This is a genomic window from Cytobacillus oceanisediminis, assembly GCF_022811925.1.
GTDB lineage: Bacteria > Bacillota > Bacilli > Bacillales > Cytobacillaceae > Cytobacillus > Cytobacillus oceanisediminis_D.
The window spans coordinates 2165613-2183582 of the sequence record NZ_CP065511.1 but is presented as its reverse complement, the minus strand read 5'-3'; the positions used below and the strand labels follow the sequence as shown (position 1 = coordinate 2183582).

Sequence of the window (17970 nt, the reverse complement as noted above, 5' to 3'; positions counted from 1 at the left end):
ATTCAGATAGCGTCCATTTCATTAAATATTTTTGCCTTTCTTAGCGGTCTCCACATAAGAAAATAGCCCGCTTCATTCAAAGCGGGCTTTTCATCCTGACTGTGTTATATTTTATTGCTGGTTTTCTAAATCCAACTGAACATTGCGCTGGGGGACGAATGTTGAAATCGCATGCTTGTATACAAGCTGCTGCTTTCCTTCTGATTCAAATAGTACAGTAAAATTATCAAAGCCTTTAATACAGCCTCTAATTTGGAATCCGTTTAATAAGAACACGGTACAATTCGTATTATCCTTGCGTAGCTGGTTAAGAACCTGATCCTGAATATTGATTGCTGATTTCATTATAATCCTCCTCTTTTATCTCTATCATTATGTATTCGATTTTATTTTCAGCTTTCCTTCAATATGAGCAGAAATTTCAGCGAATTTTTTTTCAAACTCATGAGGGTCGGCTGTATCGGACATATCAAACCATTCCACATTCATCTTGTTTCGAAACCATGTTAGCTGCCTTTTTGCATATCTTCTTGAATTTTGCTTCAGATTTCCTACGGCATCCTCCAGAGAAACACGTCCATTAAAGTATTCATACAGCTCTTTATACCCGATGGCCTGTATGGACTGGCAATCCTTTAATCCCTGATCATATAGGGATCTCACCTCTTCAAGCAAGCCTTCCTTCATCATGATCTCTACTCGGAAATTGATGCGTTCATATAAGGTATCCCGATCCATGGTCAACCCAATCAGTGCCGTATCATAAAGAAGTTCTGGATCCTGATTCTCCTGATACTGAGACATCGGTTTCCCTGTGCAATGGTAAATTTCCAATGCCCTGACCATTCTTCGAATGTTATTGGGGTGAATTTTTTCTGCACTTTCAGGGTCTATTGCCAAAAGCTCCTTAAAAAGGGCATCGTTCCCTTCCCTTTCGGCGCGTTCCTCCAATGTTTTTCTGAATTTTTCATCTGAAGGCGCATCAGAGAATTGATAATCATAAATAACGGATTGAATATACAATCCCGTGCCTCCAACGATCATTGGAAGTTTGCCTCTTGAAGTTATCTCTGTGATTTTGCTTCGGACCAGTTCCTGAAATTCAGCTGCCGAAAAGGGATCTTCAGGATTTTTGATGTCAATTAGATGATGCGGTATCCCTTCCATCTCTTCCTCTTTAATTTTTGCCGTGCCGATATCCATGCTTTTATATATTTGCATAGAGTCTCCGCTGATAATCTCGGCATTAAATCTTTTCGCCAGCAGAATGCTTAATTTTGTTTTTCCAACAGCTGTAGGGCCTATCAGCACTGCCAGCTTTTCTTTTTCAATCATCTGTTCACTGCCTTTACTGCCATTCTATTTATTATCCTAACATAAAGCAGGAAAATTTTTCAGGTATCATCTTACCATTCTTTTTACAAAAACAGAACATTTATGCATTATGAACAAGTTTTGCCCATTCTATTCGACAATTTTCCTAAAATTTTCTTATAAAATTACATTTTATTAACGATTCCATAACAAACAAAGGCTAACCCCCAAAATCATGTTAATTTATTAGAAGGTTATATTGTGACAATATATATTTGAAATTGGGTGAAGAATTCATGTTAAATACATCTGAAATTGGAATAGATTTAGGAACTGCAAATATCCTTGTATACAGCAAAACAAAAGGCATTATCCTAAATGAACCATCTGTAGTAGCAATTGATACAGAAACGAAAAAAGTGTTAGCTGTTGGTAAAGACGCAAAAGAAATGATCGGGAAAACACCGGGCCGCATCGTTGCCATCCGTCCGCTTAAAGACGGGGTTATTGCCGACTATGACACCACAACTGAAATGCTTCGCCAGGTTATGCGAAAAGCATCGAAAAAAGTCGGATTTGCAATCAGAAAGCCTAACGTGGTCGTATGTACTCCTTCAGGTTCTACTTCTGTAGAGAGAAGAGCTATTCAGGACGCAGTACGAAATGCTGGTGCAAAAAAAGTACATCTTATTGAAGAACCGGTAGCAGCTGCAATAGGTGCAGGCATGCCTGTTGATGAGCCCGTTGCGAACGTTGTTGTAGATATTGGAGGCGGTTCAACTGAAGTCGCCATCATTTCATTTGGCGGCGTTGTTGCCTGCCATTCCATCCGTATTGGCGGTGACAGACTCGATGATGACATTATTCAGCATGTTCGCAAAGAATACAATGTCCTTATAGGGGAAAGAACAGCTGAAAAAATTAAGATGGAAATCGGCTATGCATTAGCCGACCATGAAGAAATGACAATGGAAGTCCGCGGCCGGGACCTCGTGACTGGTTTGCCAAAAACAATCACATTATCTTCATATGAGATTCGTGATGCAATGAGAGAAGCACTCCTGCATATTCTGGAGGCCATCCGTGCCACTTTAGAAGACAGCCCTGCCGAACTGAGCGGTGACATCGTTGACCGCGGAGTTATTTTATCCGGCGGCGGCGCCCTCCTTAATGGCATGCAGGATTGGCTATCCCAAGAAATTGTTGTGCCTGTGCACCTAGCTCCAAATCCTCTTGAATCTGTAGCGGTTGGAACAGGGGTTGCATTAAAATATATTGATAAGATGCATACATTGGTAAGATAAGGTTATAGATTAAGAGCACCCATTTTGCGGAATGGGTGCTTTTTTCTATTACACCTATGCTTTTTTGTTATGAAATTTGCTGCTTCTTTAAAGATGTACATTTTTTTTAAAAATTTTGGTATTGTATATATAAACTTAACCTATTTCTGACTCTTTTAAGGAGAACTATCATGAAAGATACTAACCTAATTGATCACAGCTCACTTTCGAGACTTATTGCAGAAAAAATCGCTGAAGATATAATAACTGGCAGGCTTAAATCAGGAGATAAATTAATTGAGGCAAATTATGCAGAAGAGTTTGGAACAAGCAGAGCCCCTATAAGGGAAGCTTTTTATTTATTGGCTATTGATGGTCTGGTAGACCGCATTCCGAGGAAAGGATCGATTATTCGCGGCTACTCAGAAAAAGACATAATTGACTTAATAGAAATTAGAATGACACTGGAAGCTTTAGCCATGGATAGAATTGCAATAAACGGCATATCTGAAACTTTAATAAAAGTCATGGAAGAACTGGTCATAAAAATGGAAAGTATCCAGGAAAATACCATAGAATACACTAATTTAAATCAAGAATTTCACTTGGGAATCATTGATATGAGCAAAAGTGAAATAATAAGAATGATGTATTTGCGGCTTGGACTGCCCTTATTATCATTACAACGTGTCTCATTTGGGGGAGAAGGGTCTATTAAACAATCTTTGAAAGAACATATTGTTATTCTTGACAATTTAAAAGACATAATTTTGATGAAGCGAAAATGGTTTTAATGAAACATAACCAGAATGTTTTAAAACATTTTCCTCTAAAACAAACAGAAACTAAGTAAATAAGGTTAGGGTATTTAATCTTTGATACCCTAACCTTGTTTTAATAATACTTAATTGCATATTCCCTTCAATTCTACAAGGTATAACTTAATCAGCTAATTCTACATTATGCTGGATTTTTGTCTTACTGTAAAACCTGCTGATTTCATTAATTACATAACATGTGCACTTAATTCCATCATAAAAGTTATTTACTCCCATATTCTCATTCGGGGAATGATTTGCTTCATCAAAGTTAGCATATGGTACAACAACTGAAGGAGTGTTTAAAATTTTTGTCCAGACATAGTCAGGTAGACTACCCCCGAGGCTTGGCTGAAGCACTGGTTCTTTTTGAAAGGAATTGCGAACTGCCCTTGTAACAACCCGGATTATTTCCTGATCAGCTGATGTACGGGAAGGTTTCATGTCTCCTAAACGTTTAATTTCAATATCAGGAGCAAACTTTTTAACATGCTTGCAAAACTTTTCATAAATATCATCTGGGTCTTGATCAACTACAAGACGCATATCCATTTTTAATACAGCTTTTGAAGGAATAATTGTTTTTGATCCTTCACCGCCATATCCGCTTGTGAACCCTGCAATATTAAATGTCGGTTCCAATGTTAACTTTCTGTAATACATTTCACCATCCATGTCTAGTTTACTGTAACCAATTTTTTCAGCGATATCATCTTGATTAAATGGCAGCTCTTTTATTATCTGGAGTTCTTTTTCGGTTGGCTGTCTAATGTCATCATAAAAACCTTCTATTAATACTCTACCATTCTCATCACGCATCGTTCTAAGTAAATCGATTAACTTCCAGGCAGGATTCGGTACAATATTACCCTTGTTTCCTGAATGATTGTCCCATTCAGCACCTTTAGCAGTTAACTCCACATAAAGCATACCTCTTACACCCAACAGGACAAAAGGGGATCCGCTATCATGCATGGGACCATCTGAGGTGTAAACAAGGTCACAGGCTAACAGCTCTTTATTTTCCTTTACAAATTCAGCTAAATTGGCACTCGCACTTTCTTCCTCGCCTTCAAAGACCAATTTAATATTAATTGGAATCTCTCCAAAGACATCTTTGTATGTTTTTATTGCAAGTATTTGTGACATTAATTGGCCCTTGTTGTCTCCAACACCTCTGCAATAAATTTTCCCATCCCGAATAGTAGGTTCAAACGGAGGTGAAAGCCATTCATCAATAGGCTCAGGCGGCTGAACATCGTAATGGCCATAAATAAGTAAGGTAAATGCATTTGGATCATTCATGATTTCACCATAAACAACTGGATGGCCGGCTGTTTCCATGATCCTTGTGTTTATCCCTATATTGTCCATCATCTCTTTAAGTAAATTTGCACATTCTCTAACTCCTACATCTTGTGCACTTATGCTCTTCTGCTTTAGCAATCTGAATAACTGATTTAAATATTGCTCTTTTCTGGAAGATATTAGATTTTCAACTTGCGTTAAACTCAATTTCATCCCTCATTCCATAAAGATAGTAAATACTCGCCATAAGTTTAATTCCATTCGAATAGTTTTCAATACTGATATTTTCATTTGGAGCATGTGTATTCGCAAAAGCAAACGGTGCTCCAAGTCCAACAATAATAGCAGGGGCATTTAATATTTCCTCGAATAAAGACATCGGACCTGCTCCATCTAGCATAGGCCAAACAACAGGATCCTCTTTATAAATGATTTTTGATGCTTCAATTGCAACTTGGACCACTTCAGCATTAAGTGAAACTTTTGAAGGATTCCGGACATCCCCCATTTTAATTACTATGGATCCTTCACAATGATTTTCTAGATATCCCCTTATTAATTCCACACATTTTTGAGGATCCTGGTTTTTTACAAACCGAAAATCAAGCTTTACAGTTGCCATATTAGGTACAATTGTTTTATTTCCTTCTCCCTGATATCCAGAGGATAATCCGTTAATTGTTGCAGTTGGTTTGAAAAGAAGTGAGGTTAATGCTTCAACTCCGGTACTTTTGGGTAAGATATCTGGGATTCCATACACTTCACAATATTGCTTTTTGTCAAAAGGGATATTCTCCAACATCTTTAAGTCCTCAGTTGAAGGAGGCAATACATCATCATAATAACCAGGTATCATAATATTTTCATTTTCATCCTTTAACTGGTTTAATAACCTCACCAACTGCCAGGCAGCATTAGGGATAAAGGGGGCCTGCCCTGAATGGACATCACGTTTAGCCCCTTTTATTGTTATTTCAGCATACGTAATCCCTTTATGCCCTAGATACATTTGTGGCCTGCCTGATTCATGGACACCACGATCGCATAAAATCGTATAATCTGCGGAAAGCAGTTCCTTATTTTCTTCCATGTACGCTTTAAAATTAGGGCTGCCTATTTCCTCTTCTCCCTCAAAGAAGAATTTAAGATTTATAGGAATAGGAATACCTGCATCTTTTAAGCACTTAACAGCCATTATTGTTGCCAAAAGGTTTCCCTTATCATCAGTTGCACCTCGGGCGAAGATCTTATCTTCTCTAATAACAGGATCGAATGGATCGCTCTCCCATAAATGCAGAGGTTCGGGTGGCTGCACATCATAATGGCCATAAATAAGCAAAGTCTTTTTAGCAGTAGGATTTAAAACTTCTCCGTATATAACAGGAAAAGCGCCTTCTTTTTCAAGCATTTTACATTCTATTCCAATAGATTTCATAGCAGCTAATAAGAATGAAGCACATTCTTCCATCCCTATGTTTTGGGCAGATATACTTTTTATTCTTAAGAAATCTTGCAAACTGGAAATAAGGTCAGGCAAATCCTTTTCTACTCTTTTTTCAATCGTTTCAACAGTATCTTTCATTGGCAGGTTCAATCCTTTCATTCGAATAGATGGCATTCTACCCAGCGGCCTTCATGATAGGTTCCCTTAGGTTCATTTTCCCTGCAGGCTTGTGTAGCTGAAGGGCAACGCGGGTGGAAACGGCATCCCTTGGGTAGATCAATCGGATTTGGTGCTTCACCTTCCAACGAGACGTTCAGTCCATCCGGATTTGGCTCCGGAGAGGGAACTGCTGAAAGCAACGCTTTAGAATAGGGATGTATCGGGTTGCGGATAACATCTTCAGTTGGCCCCATCTCAACAATTCTGCCTAAATACATTATGGCTGTCTTATCACAAACATACCGAATGAGGGATAAGTCATGTGAAATATAAACACTCGCAAGATTTAATTCTTTTACTAGATCTTGCAGCAGATTCAGGATATTTGCACGGATTGAAACATCTAGCATGGAAACTGGTTCATCTGCGACTAAAAATTTTGGCTTAATTACAAGTGCCCTGGCTATGGCAACACGTTGACGCTGCCCTCCGCTCATTTGATGCGGATATCGGTCAATAAAATTTTCTGCAGGCCTTAGCCCCACTTTTTCAAGTGTGTCCACTATCCTTTCTCTGCGTTCTTTTTTTCCTTTCATACTTTGAATAATAAGCGGCTCTTCCAATGTTTGCCTAATTGAAAACCGAGGATTAAGTGACTCAAAGGGATCTTGAAACACCATTTGCGCTTCTTTTCTGAAATTCTTTAATTCTTTTGATTTGATATCTTTTATATCCTTGCCGTTAAAGATAACTTGTCCTGAGGATGCTTCTTCAAGCTTTACCAGTGTTTTTGCCAACGTAGTTTTCCCGCAGCCAGATTCTCCGGCTAGACCAATTGTTTCACCTTCTTTAATAGTCAGTGAGACACCATCTACAGCTTTAACATATTTTTGATCTTCTTTTTTATTTGTCAATGACTCAATGAACCCCTGATTAACCGGAAAATGTACCTTTAGCCCTTTAATATCCAAAACAGTTGGCCGCTCATCAACCAGTGTTTCTTTGACGACTGAATCCTCATGCAGGCTCATCTTTTCCATTAAGCCAACTCCTTACTTACTTTACTCCAGGTTTCTCTTATAGATGCTTTTTCCCGCATTTCTTCTACTTTGTATAAATGATGGCAGGCTGCATGATGATGATCACCTACTTCAGTTACCTCCGGTTCTTCCTCGTTACAAAGTTGTGTGGCGAAAGGACATCTGTCCGCAAAACGGCACCCTGCTGGCGGCGATTGCAAATCCGGGGGATAACCTGGTATCGAAATCAATTCAAACTTTTCGCCTTTAACACTCGGGAATGCATTTTTTAGTCCCATTGTATAAGGATGATAAGGTTCATTAAAAATAGCACTGACTGGTCCAGATTCCACTACTTTCCCAGCATACATCACCACTACTTTTTGGCAGGTTTCTGCGACAACTGACATATCATGTGTAACCATAATCATGGAACTGTTCAGTTTACCTTGAATATTCCGGATTCTCTTCAGAATCTGGGCTTGAACAACAACATCCAGTGCAGTAGTCGGTTCATCTGCGACCACAATTTCCGGATCAAGTGCAAGGGCCATTGCAATGATTGCCCGCTGTCTCATACCACCGCTATATTGATGGGGATAATCTTTTAATCTGCTTTTATCAACACCTACTAAATTAAATAACTCTTCCGCCCGGCTCCATGCCTCCTTTTTTGATACTTTTCGATGAATTTGGATTGCTTCAACAATTTGATCTCCTACTTTATAAACAGGATCCAATGCATTCATGGCACTTTGCGAGACGATTGATATATTATTCCAGCGTATCCTTCGCATCTCTTTTGCAGGCAAGTTCAAAAGATTTCTTCCTTTAAAATTAATTTCCCCTTCAGAAAAAGCCTTATTTGGGAGCAAGCGCATAATTGATTTAATAATTGTTGTCTTACCGCAGCCGGATTCTCCAACAAGACCGAGATTTTCACCAGCTTGAAGATTAATAGAGACTCCATCAACTGCCCAAACCTCTCCATCTTGCACCTTGTAACAAGTTCTTAAGTCTTTGATTTCCAATAAATTATCGTTCATTATCTTCTCAACCTCGGATCTAAGATTTCTTCAAGACTGCGGCTTACAAAAAAGCCGGACATCACTAATAAAGTTATGGCTAATCCCGGTGGGACTACCCACCACCATGCTTCTGTTATAGCTTGGGCAACATAGGCATCGAACAAAATTTTCCCCCAGCTTATTAATAGCGGGTCACCATACCCCAAGAAGCTTACACTGGCCTCAGTAACAATTGCCCAGCCCATAGCGAGTGATCCAAAAACTAAAGCAAGGGGCAGTATGTTAGGCACTAAATGACGGAAAATGATTCTAAATGATCCTGCTCCGCTTAATTTTGCAGCTTGGATAAAAGATCTCTGCTTAAGAGTCAAGACTTCAGAACGTATTACCCGGGTTGTTGTCCTCCAAGAAATGAGAACAATGGCTATTATAATATTCCAAATGCTAGGCCCTAATACAGCAACCATAATCATAGCAAATGGCAAAAATGGAATACCGTAAACAATATCAGTCATTCTCATTAAGAGATCATCAATCCATCCTCCAAAATATCCTGCTACTAATGCGATTACTGTCCCGATGATTGTCACCATTATTGCCGAGACAATTCCAACAAATAAGGCAACCCTAGTTCCAGCAATGACTTGACTGAAAATATCTCTTCCCAGCCGCGTTGTTCCAAATAAATGCTCTTTACTAGGGGGCTCCATTCGCAATAATTCCCCTGTTTCTGAGTAATGCTGTTCATTGGGATCATAGGGAATTATTTGTGGTGCAAAGATTGAGATAACAATAAAGAAAGTAAGGAGGATGATCCCCAATAGTCCTAATTTATCCTTTATTAACAAACGCATTGTTTGCTTCCATGTCATAGATTTCCCTCCTTTATTAAGATTTCTTGTAAGTTACACGGGGATCTAAATACCCGTATAAAATGTCAGACAGCAGGTTTAGAAAGACTACAATAACACCCATTAGAAAAAAGGTTGCCTGTGCTACGGGGTAATCATTTCTTTGGATGGAGTCCACGATTAATCGGCCTATGCCAGGCCAATTAAACACTACTTCAAGCAAGACCTGCCCGCCGATTGCAAAACCAACTAATAAAGCGACCTCTGTCACAACCGGCAGCAATGCATTTCTCACTGCATGCTTAAACAATATGTAACGCTCTTTTAGACCTTTTGCCCGGCTCATTTCAATGAAATCTTCTTCCATAATACTTATCATTGAATTTCTCATTATGAGCAGAGGGCTCGCAACATAATAAGCAGCACCTACAAGTACTGGGAGAGTTAAATGATGTAGAAACTCTAATGTCATGTATTTATCAAAAAAATTTTCAAACTGCTGACCCGGTACATGCATTCCTCCTGTAGGGAACCAGCTCAAGTTATAAGAGAAAAACGCTAATGCCACCATTCCAATCCAAAAAATTGGCGCAGAACGAAAGAATAAAGCAATCGACACTACTGCAGCTTCAAACTTTGTTCCTCGAAACCAGGCTGTTAAAGCCCCACCAATTATCCCGATTATTAAGGCAAACCCGATTGTAAAACCCATCAATAAAATGGTTGCAGCTAAATAATCAGAAATCACATCAACCACAGGCTCTCTGGAGGTAAAGGAAATACCGAATTCCCCTTGTATAAAATTACTTAAATATATCCAATATTGTTCAAGCAGGGGCTTATCTAAGCCAAACTGTTTAAGGACTGCTTCCCGTGCTTCTTGAGGAAGAGCAGCATCAACAAACATTGTTGTCGGATCACCGGGGAGGACTCTGAACATGAAAAACAGGACAGTTAATAATATATAAAGCGTAATAACACTTTGGATAAGCCTTTTAATAATAAAGCCCTTTATACCTTTCATCATTACGGCTCCTCTCAATAGTAGAGTAAGGAAGGAAGCTATACTTCCCTCCTCACAATCTATTATTCAACCTCTTCAATGATACCTTTCTCTTTGCCGGAATCACTTTTTCCCTCTGGATAATAGATTTTCCCTTCAGCATCCCACCTATAACCAGCTTCCTCTAAAATGGCTCTGGCTTTTTCCGGATCAAATTCAAACTTTTTCACGTTCGGATTATGCCAAAACTCGTTTGCCGGACCGATTAGTGAATCTGCCACTGAACCGTAACCTTCCAGGATTTCATCTACAATCCTCTGTTTAGGAATTACATACGACATTGCTAATCGAACTGCCTTATCATCAAATGGCATCCTTCTCATGTTAAAGTTAATGTGATAAAGTCCATGGTCCGGAACACTTATGACTTCAAGATCAGGATTTTTCTTTAATTCCTCTGCCTTGATAGGTTCCAGCCACCAGCCGGTAATATCCGCTTCTCCCTTATTAACTGCTGCAACCATGCCTTGTGTATTTGCATAAGGGATGCTTAGGATACCCTCTACCTTCGCAGGTGTATAGAAGTCATCATTACGAGCCAGCTTCATTTCCTGGTTTGGTCTCCAATAATCCATCTTGAACGGACCACTGCCAATAATTTTTTCATTTTTATGTTCTAAAACACCTTGTGCCCCTTCACTTTCCAGAATTGGTTTCCAATAATGTTCTGGGAAAATATACATTTGTGCCAATGTATTGCTGATAAAAGGAGCAAATGGTTCTCTTAAATTAAACTGGACAGTCAGGTCATCAATTAAGTCAACGGATTCAATTGGCTCAACCATTCCCATAAAGAAAGGCGACTGAATCTCTTTCACAAGATCAAATGAGAACTTGACATCTTCCGCTGTAACTGGTTCTCCATCATGAAATTTCATTCCAGGTTTTATATTGATTTTATACGTCTTACCATCTCCATTAACATCTTCTATGCTTTCTGCTGCCCAGTTTTTCGGTTCTCCTGTTGGTGTAATCTGTACTAGCCTATCGTAAATTAAGCGAGTAACCTGAAAATCATGGGAATTTGTAGAACTTAAAGGATTTAGAGAATCAATGTCGCTTGGATATCCCCACCGAACAACCTTTTGATCCCCTGCAGGCTCCATTTCCAGGAATGTCCAATAGCTATTAAGTCCTTCTCCCAGCATATAATTTACATTCTTAAAATTTTTCTTATTATAGGCCATCACTTGATCTCGATGAGCTACCGGGGCATAAGGCAGATCTTCCAAGTATTTTTCCTGTGCTTTAAATACAATTTTTTTCCTTTCTTCTAAATCAGTTACTTTTCTTTGATCTTCTGCTAGTTTGTCAAACTCAGGATTGTTATATCCAACAATGTTATAGGCTCCTAATCCCCTGTTAGATGAATGCAGAGTTTGGTAAATAAAATGATCAGGATCTATTCTTTCAGCTCTTCCTGCCCAAGATAATGTGAAGGCATCAAAATCCTTTTGCTGCATACCTAACTCAGCTAAACGATTCCATTCTAACGGTGTAACCTTAACATCAAAGCCAAGCTTCTTCCATTCATCAGCAATCATTAGACCGAATTCATATCGAACAGGGTCGTAATCAGGAGTTGTGACATACATTTCAATCTGGCGGACTTTTTCTTCCTTCGATAATCCTTCTGTAACATTCACTTGTACCTTTTCTTCTTCATCGGATTCCTTCGTAACTTTCATGGAACAAGCCGATAGAAGAATAGAAAATAGAAGCATAAAGATTACAAAACTTCTTTTTGCCAAAATAAAACTCCCCCTCTTTTTTCAATTATAGTTCTTGCTAGAAATTATGTACTTCTCACCTCCTTTAAAGGAAAGAGAAAAAATAATATATATAACTTGAAAAAGGCAGATTATTTACTAAAAAGCTATTTAAAAGAATATGGACAAAGGAATCTTAGGTGAAGAAAAGGTGACACATAGAGGTAGGGTGATGTGATAGTCGTTTGTCGACAATCTTTATTAAGGAAGTCTAGCGAAGTCTACTTTGTATTCAGTATACAAGATTCTTTCTTGAAATATTACTAAATATTCAGAATATAGTCAATATTTTCTTTCGTTTTTCGAAAATAAATTTAATTTTATTAGATTTGATAGTTTACATAATAAAATTATTCATCAGTAAAAAGACGCTAAACCCTTAGTTCAGCGTCTTCCTCTCTACATTACCCGCTTAAACATTTTCTCCATTTCATAGGTTGAGTAATGAATGATGATCGGCCGTCCATGCGGGCATGTGAACGGATCGGAGGACCTCCGCAATTCATCAAGCAGCGCCTGGATTTCATCATTGCGCAGGTGGTGGTTCGCTTTAATGGAAGCTTTACAGCTCATCATGATGGCGGCTTCCTCCCGCAGTTTTTTAATATCGACTCTCTTCATAGCTAAGAGCTGTTCAATCATATCCTCAATGATTTCCTGTTCCTCGCCTTTTGGCAGCCATTGCGGGTGGGAACGGACGATAAAGCTGTTATGTCCGAACTGCTCCAGAAATACCCCCACTTTTTCAAGCTCGCCTTTGTATTCATCAATTTTGATATAATCATCCGTTGAGTATTCAAAGGTCAGCGGTATGAGCATTTCCTGCAATTCGCTTTCAACCTGGCCGACTTTTTCCCTGAAATACTCGTACTTGATCCGCTCCTGGGCGGCGTGCTGATCAATGATATAAAGGCCCCGGTCATTTTGGGCAAAAATATAAGTCCCATGCATTTGCCCGATCGGATAGAGCGGCGGCACCCGGGATGGCTCCTCCACAGTTGCAGTCTCTGCAAAAAATTGTTTCAGTCCTGCAGCTCTCGGCTCTTCGGTCTGGAATAAATGATGATCCGCTTCAGGCATTTCTTCAGCTGAAGGGCTGAAATCCATGAAAGGAGTATCCTGCACTTCAGGTGATTCTGCTGCTGGCGGTTCAGCTGGAGGACTTTGCGGGCTTTTCAGAACTCCCCCATTCGGGTACTGCCGGACAGCTTCCTCCCTTGTTTCACGCACATAAGAAGGTACATGCCCCCGATGTTCAGGCAAATGATCCAGATCAAGAGCAGTCTGTTCCGATTTAGGCTTCATGCTCTTCGGCTGTGTAAATCCGGAAGGAATCAGTTCCTCTTTTTTAAATGCAGCCTTCAAAGCACCTGATACAAGCTCATTCAATTCATGTTCCTTGCTTAAGCGTACCTCCATTTTCGACGGATGGACGTTCACATCAACAAGGAGCGGATCCATTTCAATGTTCAGGAGCACAATCGGGTAGCGGCCGATTGGCAGCAGGGTATGATACCCCTCCTGAATGGCTTTGGCCAATGAGTAATTCTTAATAAAGCGGCCGTTGATCATCGTAGAAATGTAGTTTCTTGATGCCCTTGTAATCTCTGGCAGAGCTGCATAGCCGCTGATTTTGAAATCAAGAGAACTTGCCTCAATTGGAACCATCTTTTTCACAATAGTGAGCCCATAAATAGCAGCAAGCACCTGCCGGACATCCCCGTTTCCGTTCGTCTGCAGGAGCTTTCGCTCATTATGGACCATGCGGATGGCGACCTCCGGATGGGCAAGCGACAGCCTGTTAACCACATCCGTAATATTGCCAAGCTCTGTGTGAATCGTCTTCATATATTTAAGCCGTGCCGGCGTGTTGAAAAATAAATCCGTTACGGTCAGGTCAGTCCCTTTTCTGCCGGGCGCCTTTTCTATCACTTCCACTTTTCCGCCTTCGATGACAACACGTGTGCCGGCATCCCCGGTTGAGGTTTTCATCTCAATCCTGGAAACCGACGCAATACTTGGCAATGCCTCGCCGCGGAATCCGAGCGTGCGGATGCGGAAAAGGTCATTTTCGTCTTTAATTTTACTGGTAGCATGGCGATGAAAGGCATTCAGGACATCATCTTCCTCAATCCCATCGCCATTATCAATGATGCGGATTTTGGCCAGGCCGGCTTCTTCCACTTCGATTTCAATAATCGTGCTTCCGGCATCAATCGAGTTCTCCATCAATTCTTTTACCACTGATGCAGGCCGCTCCACCACCTCGCCGGCAGCGATTTTATTAGAAAGCGCATCATCTAGCTGAATGATTTTCCCCATCTCGTCACCCCCTGTTTACTAATTCTTCAATTTCCTGTGCAGTTCATATAATGTATTTAATGCCTGCATTGGCGTCATATCAAGGATATCGAGCGCTTTGACTTTATCAATTATCTTCTTTTCCTTAGAGCCTATTGAAGGTTTCTTAACGTCTTCAGGCTCCTCAAAGAAAGATAATTGGGCAGCAGGCTCTGCCATTTTTTCTGCAGCAGGAATCTCTTTTTTCACAGGACCCGGATCGTTCGATTCCAGCCCTGTTAAAATTTCATTTGCCCTTACAATCAGTTCATTCGGGAGCTCTGCAAGCTGGGCAACATGGATTCCGTAACTCTTATCTGCAGCTCCTTCCTTAATTTTGTGAAGGAACACAACCCGTCCATTTTGCTCGACTGCGCTGACATGGATGTTTTTCACTTTTTGCAGTTCTTCTTCAAGCACGGTCAATTCATGATAGTGAGTGGAAAATAAGGTCTTTGCACCAATCCGGTTGTGAATATATTCAATGATTGCCTGCGCCAATGCCATCCCATCATAGGTTGATGTTCCGCGCCCGATTTCATCAAATAAAATCAAGCTATTTTGCGTAGCATTCACAATCGCATTTCTCGCTTCAAGCATCTCGACCATGAACGTACTCTGGCCGGAAATAAGGTCATCGGCGGCCCCGATTCTCGTAAATACCTGATCGAAAATCGGCAGCACGGCTTCAGAAGCAGGCACATAGCAGCCAATTTGCGCTAAAATGGCTGTAAGTGCGATTTGCCTCATATACGTACTTTTACCGGACATATTCGGCCCTGTAATCAGCAGCATTTCCCGGTCGGCATCCATATAACAGTCATTTGGCACATATTCCTGTGCATTCAGCACTTTTTCAACGACTGGATGTCGGCCGTCTTTGATATAAACCCGTCTTTCATTTGAAAAGCTTGGCTTTATATAATGCCTCTGCTCGCTGACAGCAGCGAAGCACTGAAGTACATCCAGCTCACTTACCGTTTTCGCCAGCTTTTGCAATCTCGGAATATACTCTTTTACATATTCGCGGACATTCGTAAATAATTCATACTCGAGCTCCACACACTTTTCCTGCGCTTCCAGTATGAGTGCCTCTTTTTCCTTTAATTCAGGCGTAATAAATCGCTCCGCATTGGTCAGGGTCTGCTTGCGCTCATATTGCCCTTCTTTTAGAAGATGAAGGTTAGCTCGAGTAACTTCAATATAATAGCCAAACACACGGTTAAATCCGATTTTTAATGATTTAATGCCTGTTTTTTCACGTTCCTGCTTCTCAAGCTGGGCAATCCAGGTTTTCCCATTGCGGCTGGCATCACGGTATTTATCCAGCTCTTCATGGTAGCCGTCCTGAATGATGTTTCCATCCTTCAAAGACAGGGGCGGATTTTCCATAATCGCGCTTTCCAAAGTATCCGTGACTTCTTCACAGGCATCCAGGCGCTCAGCAAGCCTCACTGCTTCTTCATTCGGCAGATTTGAGACCATTTCTTTTAAAATAGGTATCTGCTGAAGAGATTTCTTAAGCTGCACAAGGTCGCGGGCATTCACATTTCCAAAAGCCACTCTTCCAGCAAGGCGTTCCAGATCATAGACTTCCTTCAGCTTTTCCCGGATTTCTTCCCGTTCAAAGAAAGAGCCCATGAACGTTTCAACCAGCGAATGGCGGCGCTTGATTTCCTGTTCATCAATAAGCGGCCTGTCAATCCATTGCTTTAACAGGCGTCCTCCCATGGCTGTCTTCGTTTCATCCAGCAGCCATAACAGTGAACCCTTCTTGCCTTTGCTGCGGATGGTTTCTGTCAGCTCAAGATTCTTTTTCGAAAAATAATCGATTTTCATGTATTGATTAATCTGATAAGTAGCCACTTTTTGAAGGTGATCCAAGCTTCTCTTCTGCGTACGGTACAGGTAATTAATCAGTCTGGAAGAGGTTGTCCTAAGCTTGTCCTGATTTAAATCAGCCAAAAGCCCCTCGAAAGAGTCTCGGACTCCGCAATCATCCTCGAATGAAATCGCCATGACGGATCGTTCTTTCATTTTCCGCTGCCAATCTCCATCAAAATCGGATGAGATGACCACTTCCCTTGCTCCTGACATGGACAGCTCGTTCAAAACTTCATCAAACCCGCTGCTTAACATCGTTACTTTCGTCTCACCTGTTGATAAATCATTTGTGGCAAATCCAAAAGTTTCATCTTCAAAAACCGAAATCGATGCAATGTAATTGTTTTCTTTTTCCTGAAGGCCTTTGCCTTCCATCATTGTTCCAGGCGTGATAAGCTGTACGACTTCCCGCTTCACAACACCTTTTGCCTGTTTCGGATCTTCTGTTTGCTCGCAGATTGCGACTTTGTAGCCTTTTTCAATCAATTGTTCAATATAAACTGGTGCTGAATGATACGGCACCCCGCACATGGGAATCCGTTCTTCCGTGCCTCCTTCGCGGCTGGTTAGTGTGATTTCAAGCTCCTGTGATGCTTTAAGTGCATCATCAAAAAACATTTCGTAAAAGTCGCCAAGGCGAAAAAATAAAAAGGCATCCTGATATTCTGCCTTTACCCTTAAATATTGCTGTATCATAGGCGTATATGCTGCTGCCATAACTTCCTCCAACGTTCGATAATCTATTATTTTATAATCCTGTTTTAGAGATTTCCTCTAAAAACGTCTTTTTCATTATATCATAGATTATCGGCTGACTCAGTCGTGCAATATTTGGCGATTAGAAAAGCGGAAGCGCCTTGCCCCACCCCCGACAAGCACAAGATGATCCTCACGGAAAGGCGTTCTTTGCCTTTTTGGGAGGATTGGCTTGTGACCTCGAGGGGGTAGGCGTCGGAGCTAGACAGTTATCGAAGTTCAAAACTTAAACCTTCTTATTTTAGAAAAACAGCAGCTCCCCAAATGGAGAGCTGCCAGTATTTCTTAGTTATTGATGTATTTTTCAAACACATATCCGAAATCTTTCACATTATATTTCTTGCGGCTGTTCATCAGCCAGTTGAAGGCTGTTTCATTTAGTACACGGAAATTGTCCACCACATTAGCGTCCTGATTGGACACTGAACGTCCAAGAGTGCTTGATGCCAAATTCAGGCTTTTTTCAGCATACTCCATGGACACCTCATTTTCTCGGCAGATTTCGGAAATGCGGATCAGGGCTTTATATAAATCTTTCAATTCTTCGATATGCTTTTTATGTACGTCAATAGAGAAAGCCTGAGATCCGATCACGAATTTGATTTCCACATCCAAATCAACTGTACCAGCTGTTTCCAGCATCACATTTGAAATGCTATATTCGCGGTAGCTGTAGCGCTTTAGAGTTCGTTTTTTGCTGATTGCACTAGTACCATCCAGATGAATAAGCGCCTTATTCGTAAAGCAGTATTCATCCGACTTGGACTTGATCAGGAAATAAATTTTCTCATTATCTTCATGCAGGACATAATCGTCAGCATCAACTTTGTCATAATCAGCCGGCTGGATGACGCTTCCTACATCGCTTAATCCCAGCACATCAGAGGCAACCTTTTTAAACATAAACCCTCAACCTTTCTGCATTCATTTTACT

Annotated in this window: 14 protein-coding genes; 2 read left to right on the top strand and 12 right to left on the bottom strand. The window is 40.6% G+C overall.

Annotation, left to right across the window (positions count from 1 at the left end; genetic code table 11):
- Positions 1-111: 111 nt before the first annotated feature.
- Together hfq and miaA are read right to left on the bottom strand one after the other, a co-directional pair.
- A complete protein-coding gene (hfq, locus tag IRB79_RS11150) occupies positions 112-345 on the bottom strand; it encodes an RNA chaperone Hfq (RefSeq protein WP_035330690.1) in 234 nt (77 codons plus the stop codon).
- 27 nt (positions 346-372) lie between these two features.
- Positions 373-1335: a tRNA (adenosine(37)-N6)-dimethylallyltransferase MiaA gene (gene miaA / locus IRB79_RS11145; protein ID WP_243508480.1), complete on the bottom strand. Its 963-nt coding sequence runs from the start codon at positions 1333-1335 to the stop codon at positions 373-375.
- Between the two features lie 275 nt (positions 1336-1610).
- Between miaA and mreBH the strand changes: the two genes are divergently transcribed.
- Both mreBH and IRB79_RS11135 read left to right on the top strand, forming a co-directional pair.
- On the top strand, positions 1611-2618 hold the full coding sequence (mreBH, locus tag IRB79_RS11140) for a rod-share determining protein MreBH (RefSeq protein WP_243508479.1): 1008 nt from the start codon (positions 1611-1613) through the stop codon (positions 2616-2618).
- A gap of 170 nt (positions 2619-2788) precedes the next feature.
- Entirely contained in the window at positions 2789-3391 is a 603-nt protein-coding gene (locus IRB79_RS11135) for a GntR family transcriptional regulator (RefSeq protein ID WP_243508478.1), read from the top strand.
- A 147-nt stretch (positions 3392-3538) separates the two neighbouring features.
- Here IRB79_RS11135 and IRB79_RS11130 read toward each other — a convergent pair whose 3' ends face one another.
- The 10 genes from IRB79_RS11130 to IRB79_RS11085 all read right to left on the bottom strand — a co-directional run bounded on the left by IRB79_RS11130 (position 3539) and on the right by IRB79_RS11085 (position 17939).
- Complete coding sequence (locus tag IRB79_RS11130) at positions 3539-4930, bottom strand: M20/M25/M40 family metallo-hydrolase (protein ID WP_243508477.1); 1392 nt, start codon at positions 4928-4930, stop codon at positions 3539-3541.
- Positions 4911-6305 (bottom strand): M20/M25/M40 family metallo-hydrolase, encoded by a 1395-nt coding sequence (locus IRB79_RS11125; protein ID WP_243508476.1) that lies wholly within the window; start codon positions 6303-6305, stop codon positions 4911-4913. Before IRB79_RS11125 ends, IRB79_RS11130 begins: the two co-directional genes overlap by 20 nt.
- Before the next feature lie 17 nt (positions 6306-6322).
- A complete protein-coding gene (locus tag IRB79_RS11120) occupies positions 6323-7366 on the bottom strand; it encodes an ABC transporter ATP-binding protein (protein ID WP_243508475.1) in 1044 nt (347 codons plus the stop codon).
- Entirely contained in the window at positions 7366-8391 is a 1026-nt protein-coding gene (locus IRB79_RS11115) for an ABC transporter ATP-binding protein (RefSeq protein ID WP_243508474.1), read from the bottom strand. The genes IRB79_RS11120 and IRB79_RS11115 overlap by 1 nt, the downstream gene beginning before the upstream one ends.
- A complete protein-coding gene (locus tag IRB79_RS11110) occupies positions 8391-9245 on the bottom strand; it encodes an ABC transporter permease (RefSeq protein ID WP_243508473.1) in 855 nt (284 codons plus the stop codon). Before IRB79_RS11110 ends, IRB79_RS11115 begins: the two co-directional genes overlap by 1 nt.
- A 16-nt stretch (positions 9246-9261) precedes the next feature.
- On the bottom strand, positions 9262-10251 hold the full coding sequence (locus IRB79_RS11105; RefSeq protein ID WP_243508472.1) for an ABC transporter permease: 990 nt from the start codon (positions 10249-10251) through the stop codon (positions 9262-9264).
- A gap of 59 nt (positions 10252-10310) precedes the next feature.
- Positions 10311-12038, bottom strand: a complete 1728-nt coding sequence (locus IRB79_RS11100; protein ID WP_243508471.1) for an ABC transporter substrate-binding protein — start codon at positions 12036-12038, stop codon at positions 10311-10313.
- Positions 12039-12455: 417 nt separating this feature from the next.
- Entirely contained in the window at positions 12456-14378 is a 1923-nt protein-coding gene (gene mutL, locus IRB79_RS11095; protein ID WP_243508470.1) for a DNA mismatch repair endonuclease MutL, read from the bottom strand.
- A gap of 18 nt (positions 14379-14396) precedes the next feature.
- Complete coding sequence (gene mutS / locus IRB79_RS11090) at positions 14397-16997, bottom strand: DNA mismatch repair protein MutS (protein ID WP_243508469.1); 2601 nt, start codon at positions 16995-16997, stop codon at positions 14397-14399.
- 324 nt (positions 16998-17321) lie between these two features.
- The gene (locus IRB79_RS11085) at positions 17322-17939 is read right to left on the bottom strand and encodes a PH domain-containing protein (protein ID WP_243508468.1); all 618 of its coding nucleotides are present in this window, start codon (positions 17937-17939) and stop codon (positions 17322-17324) included.
- Positions 17940-17970: the final 31 nt, after the last annotated feature.

Bases quoted from the DNA above. Each gene is read 5' to 3' on its own strand.
- IRB79_RS11120 (WP_243508475.1), bottom strand. From the start codon at position 7,366: ATGGAAAAGATGAGCCTGCATGAGGATTCAGTCGTCAAAGAAACACTG.
- IRB79_RS11125 (WP_243508476.1), bottom strand. From the start codon at position 6,305: ATGAAAGATACTGTTGAAACGATTGAAAAAAGAGTAGAAAAGGATTTG.
- IRB79_RS11085 (WP_243508468.1), bottom strand. From the start codon at position 17,939: ATGTTTAAAAAGGTTGCCTCTGATGTGCTGGGATTAAGCGATGTAGGA.
- IRB79_RS11115 (WP_243508474.1), bottom strand. From the start codon at position 8,391: ATGAACGATAATTTATTGGAAATCAAAGACTTAAGAACTTGTTACAAG.
- hfq (WP_035330690.1), bottom strand. From the start codon at position 345: ATGAAATCAGCAATCAATATTCAGGATCAGGTTCTTAACCAGCTACGC.
- miaA (WP_243508480.1), bottom strand. From the start codon at position 1,335: ATGATTGAAAAAGAAAAGCTGGCAGTGCTGATAGGCCCTACAGCTGTT.
- IRB79_RS11110 (WP_243508473.1), bottom strand. From the start codon at position 9,245: ATGACATGGAAGCAAACAATGCGTTTGTTAATAAAGGATAAATTAGGA.
- mreBH (WP_243508479.1), top strand. From the start codon at position 1,611: ATGTTAAATACATCTGAAATTGGAATAGATTTAGGAACTGCAAATATC.
- mutL (WP_243508470.1), bottom strand. From the start codon at position 14,378: ATGGGGAAAATCATTCAGCTAGATGATGCGCTTTCTAATAAAATCGCT.
- IRB79_RS11135 (WP_243508478.1), top strand. From the start codon at position 2,789: ATGAAAGATACTAACCTAATTGATCACAGCTCACTTTCGAGACTTATT.
- mutS (WP_243508469.1), bottom strand. From the start codon at position 16,997: ATGGCAGCAGCATATACGCCTATGATACAGCAATATTTAAGGGTAAAG.
- IRB79_RS11105 (WP_243508472.1), bottom strand. From the start codon at position 10,251: ATGATGAAAGGTATAAAGGGCTTTATTATTAAAAGGCTTATCCAAAGT.